Source organism: Novosphingobium sp. P6W (assembly GCF_000876675.2).
Taxonomy (GTDB): Bacteria; Pseudomonadota; Alphaproteobacteria; order Sphingomonadales; family Sphingomonadaceae; genus Novosphingobium.
Genome location: NZ_CP030352.1, coordinates 23,397 through 30,000 on the forward strand (window position 1 = coordinate 23,397; position 6,604 = coordinate 30,000).

Annotated in this window: 4 protein-coding genes, 1 pseudogene and 1 other annotated feature; of the genes and pseudogenes, 2 read left to right on the forward strand and 3 right to left on the reverse strand. The window is 63.0% G+C overall.

Going from position 1 to position 6,604, the window contains the following annotated elements:
- Positions 1-3: 3 nt before the first annotated feature.
- On the reverse strand, positions 4-1,350 hold the full coding sequence (gene cyoA / locus TQ38_RS00125) for a ubiquinol oxidase subunit II (protein WP_082057880.1): 1,347 nt from the start codon (positions 1,348-1,350) through the stop codon (positions 4-6).
- A gap of 194 nt (positions 1,351-1,544) precedes the next feature.
- Here cyoA and TQ38_RS00130 point away from each other — a divergent pair, with 194 nt between their 5' ends.
- Positions 1,545-2,858 (forward strand): MFS transporter, encoded by a 1,314-nt coding sequence (locus TQ38_RS00130; RefSeq protein WP_043978542.1) that lies wholly within the window; start codon positions 1,545-1,547, stop codon positions 2,856-2,858.
- A gap of 106 nt (positions 2,859-2,964) precedes the next feature.
- Here TQ38_RS00130 and TQ38_RS00135 read toward each other — a convergent pair whose 3' ends face one another.
- Positions 2,965-3,522: a nucleotidyltransferase family protein gene (locus TQ38_RS00135; RefSeq protein WP_043978544.1), complete on the reverse strand. Its 558-nt coding sequence runs from the start codon at positions 3,520-3,522 to the stop codon at positions 2,965-2,967.
- 315 nt (positions 3,523-3,837) lie between these two features.
- Between TQ38_RS00135 and TQ38_RS00140 the strand changes: the two genes are divergently transcribed.
- Positions 3,838-5,034: an IS256 family transposase gene (locus TQ38_RS00140; protein WP_043970547.1), complete on the forward strand. Its 1,197-nt coding sequence runs from the start codon at positions 3,838-3,840 to the stop codon at positions 5,032-5,034.
- Between the two features lie 168 nt (positions 5,035-5,202).
- Here TQ38_RS00140 and TQ38_RS00145 read toward each other — a convergent pair.
- Positions 5,203-6,414 (reverse strand): annotated as a pseudogene (locus tag TQ38_RS00145) (IS3 family transposase).
- Positions 6,017-6,133: a sequence feature (AL1L pseudoknot), on the reverse strand. It overlaps the preceding pseudogene by 117 nt.
- Positions 6,415-6,604 lie beyond the last annotated feature (190 nt).

Below are 6,604 nucleotides of genomic sequence, written 5' to 3' on the forward strand. Positions count from 1 at the left end.
CTGTCAGTTCCGGGAAATCAGGGAAACATGAGCGGGCCTGGAGACAGAATCGGGCGCACGCGCCTCTTCCTGACCCAGCCCGATCGATTGCGGCGCGGCAAGGCCTGCGCCGTTCAGCGAGCGCATGTCGGTCGGCGCCTTGATGGTGCCGTCCGGCGCCGCGCCGGGGATCTGGCGGCACAGCGCACGCACCCATGCCAGTTCCTTGCGGACGGCGGCATCGGGAGTGGCGGTGGCGTCGGTCCCGGCCTGGCGGCCGTTCTTGTCGTATTCAAGCATCGAGACGTTGCGGATACCGGCCTTGCCCAAGCCGCCGCGTGCGTCGATCGCCATCATCTCGCTCGAGCACATCTTGCCCGGCTCGACGCACATGTCGACGATCGCACCGTAAAGCTCGGGGTCGACGGCGGAGAAGCGGATCACGGGGACCTTCTCGCTCGGCTTTTCCAGCTGGAGGTAAGTCGCGCGGTCCAGCTTGCCGCCCAGCGGCATTGCCGCGGGCGCCTCGGGAAGCGGAGCATCTGCCGTCTGGCCGGTGTTGGCCTGCTTGCCGCTGGCCTTCACTTCGCCGACCCACTTGGCGAAACCGGCGTCGTCGACCGAATGCGCCGCGAAGTGCATGCTGGAGAAGCCCGCGCCCGAGTAGTTGGCGGAGAAGCCCTTGAACACGCCGGTCTCGTTCATCACCGCGTGCAGGCGCGTTTCCATGCCCGGCATCGCGTAGATCTGGCCGGCCATGGCAGGCACGTAGAACGAGTTCATCACGCTGGACGAGGTGATCTTGAACTGCAGCGGGCGGCCGGTGGGCACGACCAGTTCGTTGACTGTGGCGATACCCTGTTCGGGGTAGATGAACAGCCACTTCCAGTCGAGCGCGACCACTTCGACCTCAAGCGGCTTCGCATCTGCAGCAACGGCCGTCTCATGATCGATCCGTCCAATGGTGCGATAGGGGTCGAGCAGGTGAGTGCTGGTCCAGGTCACCGCGCCAAGGCAGATGATGATCAGCAGCGGCGCCGTCCAGATCAGCAGTTCCAGCTGGGTCGAGTGATCCCAGTCCGGCTCGTACTTGGCATCCTTGTTGGACGCGCGGTACTTCCAGGCGAAGATCACGACCGCGGCCATGACCGGAATCACGATAAGCAGCATGAGCAGCACGGAGACGATCACGAGATCGCCCTGCTGCCGCGCCACGTCGCCTGCCGGGTCGAGAACGACCGTGTTGCAGCCGGACAAGGCGGCGGTCAGCATCCCGGCCAGCCCAAGGGCGGCGAAGGAACGCTGGTTGAGGAAACGACTCGGGCCGAATGGACGGCCGGGCGGGTTCAGACGTGACTCGGGCGGATGCATGGCGCTGCGCCTAGGCTCGTGCTGCGGATGCGAACATAGGACATTTTGTCCAATCCCCTTATGGCCCTGCAATGACGATAGGGCGGCTCATGTGAAGCCGGTCGCCTTTCGCGCCCGGACGATTCGCGCAGCGTGTGGAGTTCTTCCGCGCGCCCGTGTATACCTGATACCAGACAAAGGCCGCGAAACGCCAGATGAGCAGCACAACCACCCCGACCCGCGAGGAACTCGGCCTGCCGACGTTCAAGCCGCACCACACGATCTCTCCCGGAGAGATCGCGATCGGCGTGATCATCGGGCGCACCTCGGAATTCTTCGACTTCTTCGTTTACGCCATCGCCTCGGTGCTGGTGTTCCCGAAGCTGTTCTTCCCCTTTGTCGATCCGCTTACCGGTACGCTCTATTCCTTCGCGGTGTTCGCGCTGGCGTTCCTGGCCCGCCCGGTCGGCAGCCTCGTGTTCATGGCGATCGACCGCGCTTACGGGCGCGGCGTCAAGCTGACGATCGCGCTCTTCGGCCTCGGCGGCTCGACGGCGGCCATCGCCTTCCTGCCCTCGTATGAAACCGCAGGGATGACTTCGGTCTGGCTGCTGGCGCTGCTGCGCCTCGGCCAGGGCTTCATGCTCGGCGGCACCTGGGACGGCCTGGCCTCGCTTCTGGCGCTCAACGCCCCTGAGGGACGCCGCGGCTGGTACGCGATGATCCCACAGCTCGGCGCGCCGTTCGGCCTGATCGTCGCCAGCCTGCTGTTCGCCTTCATGATCACCACCCTGCCTGCTGCCGACTTCCTCGACTGGGGCTGGCGCTATCCGTTCTTCGTGGCCTTCGCGATCAACGTCGTGGCGCTCTTCGCCCGCCTGCGCATCGTGGTGACCGAAGAATTCCAGAGCCTGTTCGAAAGCCGCGATCTCCAGCCCGTCAGCGTCGTCGGCACCGTGACTCACGAATGGCGCACGATCGTGATCGGTGCTTTCGCACCGCTCGCCAGTTTCGCGCTGTTCCACATGGTCACCGTGTTCCCGCTTTCGTGGGTCTTCCTCTTCACCCGCGAAGCCCCCACCGGCTTCCTGCTGATCGAGGCTCTCGCCGCTGCCTTCGGCGTCGTCGCCATGGTCGCCTCGGGCCGCCTGGCTGACCGCTATGGCCGCCGCACCCTGCTCGGTGTCTGCGCCGTGGGCATCGCGGTGTTCAGCGGCTTTGCCCCCCAGCTGCTTGACGGCGGCACGGCGGGCGAGATCGTGTTCATGATCTCGGGCTTCATCCTGCTGGGTCTCGCCTTCGGCCAGTCCTCAGGCGTCGTCTCCTCGGCCTTCGCGACCGAGCACCGCTACACCGGTTCGGCACTCACCAGCGATCTGGCCTGGCTGTTCGGCGCCGGCTTCGCCCCGCTGGCGGCGCTATACCTCTCGGTGCACTTTGGCCTGATCGCCTCGGGCGGCTATCTTCTCTCCGGCGCTCTCGCGACGCTGGCAGCCCTGTGGCTGAACAAGGAACTCGCAAGCCGCTGAGGCGGTCTGCTCCAGATAACGAAAAGGCCGCAGTCCCACAGGACTGCGGCCTTTTTCATGTCGGTGTCAGGCTTACGTGCAACACCCTGACCAAACCGGGGCGCCCCTACTCCTGGGCCATCCGTAAAAGCGGCCATGAAGCCATCCAGTCTTTGGTGCGTAGCCGCTCATCATAGAGGCTGCGCTTCTCGGCACGGAAGCACCCGGCCGGCCGCAAAACCATATCCATCAGATCATCACACCCCAGAGGCGCGGCAATCTCGCACCCCTCTGCGCCGTAACGCCGGGCAGCAATCGCGGTAGCCGTCTCCGGCCAATACCGCATCGCATCGACGGCTGAAGCGTAAGGCGCATCCCCGTTGCGCACATGCATCCGCGCCTGGTTTTTCACCGACCACGCGATTCGCGGCTCCATTCTCTGCAACGCCGCCTCATGCTTCCGGTCCAGAGCGGCATCCGCAAAACCCGCGTCAAACCAGATCACATCGACATCGCCCGTCAACGGCGAGGGCGAATTCCCATGCAGATAATCCCAGAACGCGTTCCGCACGAACCCGGCCACGATCCAGCAATCCGGCAGATCGAGCGCGTATACGACGCCAAGCACATGCCAGCGAAGCGCGTCCTGCCTCAATATGGATCGTATCCGGAATGCAGCGATCATGACCACCCAAGCTAGCGACTCCAGCCTCCGCTGCCTATATCAGCGCCGTAGCCTCCCGCTGACGGGCAGCCGACGCAGGCTCGAAGCAGGCAGGGACGACCGCCGCCACCAGGAAGCCGCATAATGTGCGTGCATAAGCGCGCGCCCCGCCCAATGTCCCGCGCGCGGCTTCAGTAGGGGCAAACTTCGCATGCATTTTGCCGCGTGAGAAGGTCGTGTCCCGCGGGGTGGTGTAGGAAGGTTTCCCTGAGAGGGTGGCCACCGTCGATCTTCTGGTAGGGTTCGGATGCGAACTCGAACCTGGAGAAGAAGACGATGACCGAGGACAGAATGGCCCTTGTCGAGCTGATTGAGCAAGGGGCTGATAGCGATTTGGTGCGTGAGATGCTGGCTTTCGCCGCAGAGCGTATGATGGATCTCGAGATCGAGGCGAAGACGGGCGTGCCTTGCGGATCACGCAGCCCTGAGCGGCTGAACCACCGCAACGGCTACCGCGAGCGAGGTTGGGATACGCGAGCTGGCCGGATTGATCTGGCGATCCCGAAGCTGCGCAAAGGCAGTTACTTCCCAAGCTTCCTGGAGCCACGCCGCACTGCCGAGAAGGCCTTGGCGGCAGTGATCCAGGAAGCCTACGTCCACGGTGTTTCGACCCGTTCGGTCGACGATCTGGTTAAGGCGATGGGCGCCAGCGGTGTTTCAAAGAGCCAGGTCAGCCGTTTGGTTGCCGAGATCGACGAGCGGGTGAACGCTTTCCTCACGCGACCGATTGAAGGCGAGTGGCCCTATCTATGGATCGACGCCACCTACCTCAAAGTGCGCGAGGGCGGACGGATTGTCTCGACGGCGGCGATAATCGCGGTGGGCGTCAACACCGATGGCCGGCGCGAGGTTCTGGGCGTAGCCACCGGCCCGTCGGAAGCCGAACCCTTCTGGAAAGCCTTCCTGCGCTCGCTGGCGGATCGCGGCCTGCGAGGTGTGAAGCTGGTCATCTCCGACGATCACAAAGGGCTGCGCGCCGCGGCCAGCAAGGTATTTGCCGCAACCCAGCAGCGCTGCCGGGTGCACTGGATGCGCAACGCGTTTGCCCATGCCGCGCCGAAACAACGACCCGCTGTCATTGCCATGATCAAGACCATCTTCGCGCAGGAAACGGCCGAGGCAGCGCACCAGCAGTGGGACCAAGTTGCTGATGCCCTGCGCGAGAAGTTTCCAAAGCTGGCCGACATGATGGACGCATCACGCGAAGACGTGCTCGCCTACATGGCCTTCCCCAAGGATCATTGGGCGCAGATCGCCTCCACAAATCCACTGGAAAGGGTCAACAAGGAGATCAAGCGAAGGGCAGACGTGATCGGCATATTCCCGAATGACGCTGCCGTCGTTCGTCTCGTCGGAGCACTCATGCTGGAGCAAAACGATGAGTGGGCGGTATCGCGCCGCTACATGACACTGGAAACCCTCGGCTCGGTGAGCCATAACCCTATCGTCAGCTTGCCAGCACTGGCAGCCTGACCTGAACCTGATCCTGCCGTGGATCGACGGTTCCTACACCACCCCGCGGGACACGACCGCGTGAGAACGCGGTCAAGTTGTGCTGCCTCTGTGCATCGACCGGCTTGAGGCACGGCGAAGGTCAAAGCATGAACCGCCCCGGGACTGCCGGAGGCCATTTTAGCTAAATTAAGCTGCCACTGGGATATCGTCCAGCATATCGTAATATCGTTGCTCGGCTTCGACCGGCGGGATGTTCCCGATGGGCTCCAAGAGCCGCCGGTTGTTAAACCAATCGACCCATTCCAGCGTGGCGTATTCGACGGCCTCGAACGACCGCCAAGGCCCTCTGCGGTGGATTACCTCAGCTTTGTAGAGGCCGTTGATTGTCTCGGCTAAAGCGTTGTCGTAGCTGTCACCGACGCTGCCGACCGACGGTTCGATGCCCGCTTCAGCGAGGCGCTCGGTGTACTTAATAGATACGTATTGCGATCCGCGGTCGCTATGGTGAATGAGCCCGCCTCGGTGAACGGGGCGACGTTCATGGATAGCCTGCTCCAGCGCATCGAGAACGAAGCTGGCATGTGCGTCCAACGATGTAGCGGGCGTAGACGTCGATTACGAAGGCGACGTAGACGAAGCCCGCCCAAGTTGCGACATAAGTAAAGTCGGAAACCCAGAGCATGTTCGGCGCCGGGGCGTGGAACTGGCGATTGACCTGGTCGAGAGGGCACGATGCCGCCTTGTCGCTGATCGTGGTCCGCACCGGTTTGCCTCGGATCACCCCTTGCAGGCCCAGATCGCGCATGAGCCGCTCCACTGTGCAGCGCGCCACCTCGAAACCTTCGCGCTTCATCTGCCGCCAAACCTTGCGTACGCCATACACCCCGAAGTTCTCGGCGAAGACGCGCAGGACTTCAGGTTTGAGAGCTTTGTCGCGTTTGACGCGGGCAGTTTGCCGCACCGGATCCCGGCGCTGGGCGACACGCTCATGATAGGTTGATGGGGCGATCGGCAGGACCCGGCAGATCGGCTCGACCCCATAAGCATCCCGATGTTCGTCGATAAAATCGATCATCGTTTGAACGGGCGGTCGAGCTCCGCCTGGGCAAAATATGCCGACGCCTTGCGAAGGATCTCATTCGCCTGCCGCAGTTCGCGAACCTCGCGCTCCAAAGCTTTTAGCTTCTCGGCAGTTTCCGTTGGCACGCCGCGTCGCTTACCGCTGTCCACCTCGGCCTTCTTTACCCATTCGAGCAAAGTATGGCCGGAGCAGCCGATCTTCTCGGCCACCGATGTGACTGCCGCCCAGCGGGAAGGATGATCACCCTCGTGATCCAAAACCATCCGGATCGCTCGCTCACGAACCTCAGGCGCAAACTTGTTTGTAGTCTTGCTCATCGTAGACCCTTTCTCTCAGGAGATCGGGCCTCCGGCAATCCCGGGGCGGTTCAGCAGTTCGAGCGCGATCCTCGATCATTGCCGGCTTGGCAGCTTGGCAGCTTGGCAGCGTCTAGTAATGTCGGCAATCACCCTGGCCTACCATATCTTAATCGCCCCGCCTGATCGTCATCGCCGCGCAGTCGGGGAT